1 protein-coding gene is annotated in these 254 nt (G+C 68.5%); it reads right to left on the bottom strand.

What is annotated here, in order from left to right; genetic code table 11:
- Nucleotides 1-254: acyl carrier protein (locus tag WA788_RS35830; protein ID WP_335984730.1), on the bottom strand; the 254-nt coding region annotated here is incomplete at both ends.

Consider the following 254-nt stretch of genomic DNA (forward strand, 5'->3'; position numbering starts at 1 on the left):
GCGGGAAGACTCAGGCCGGTCTCGGCCGCGAGCCGGTTACGCAACTCCAGCCCCGTCAGCGAATCGATACCCATGTCACGGAACGCCCGCTCGGAATCGATGTCAGCCGAGCCGGCATGACCCAGGACAACGGCCGCAGCAGCTCGGACGATCTCCAAAACCTCCTGCTCACGCTCAACGGAACCGAGCCCGACCAACCGGGCCGCCAAACCGGCCTCGTCCACGGCAACGGCCGCGGTCGGGCGGGCGAGAGC

This window comes from Streptomyces sp. CA2R106 (assembly GCF_037034245.1).
Classification (GTDB): domain Bacteria; phylum Actinomycetota; class Actinomycetes; order Streptomycetales; family Streptomycetaceae; genus Actinacidiphila.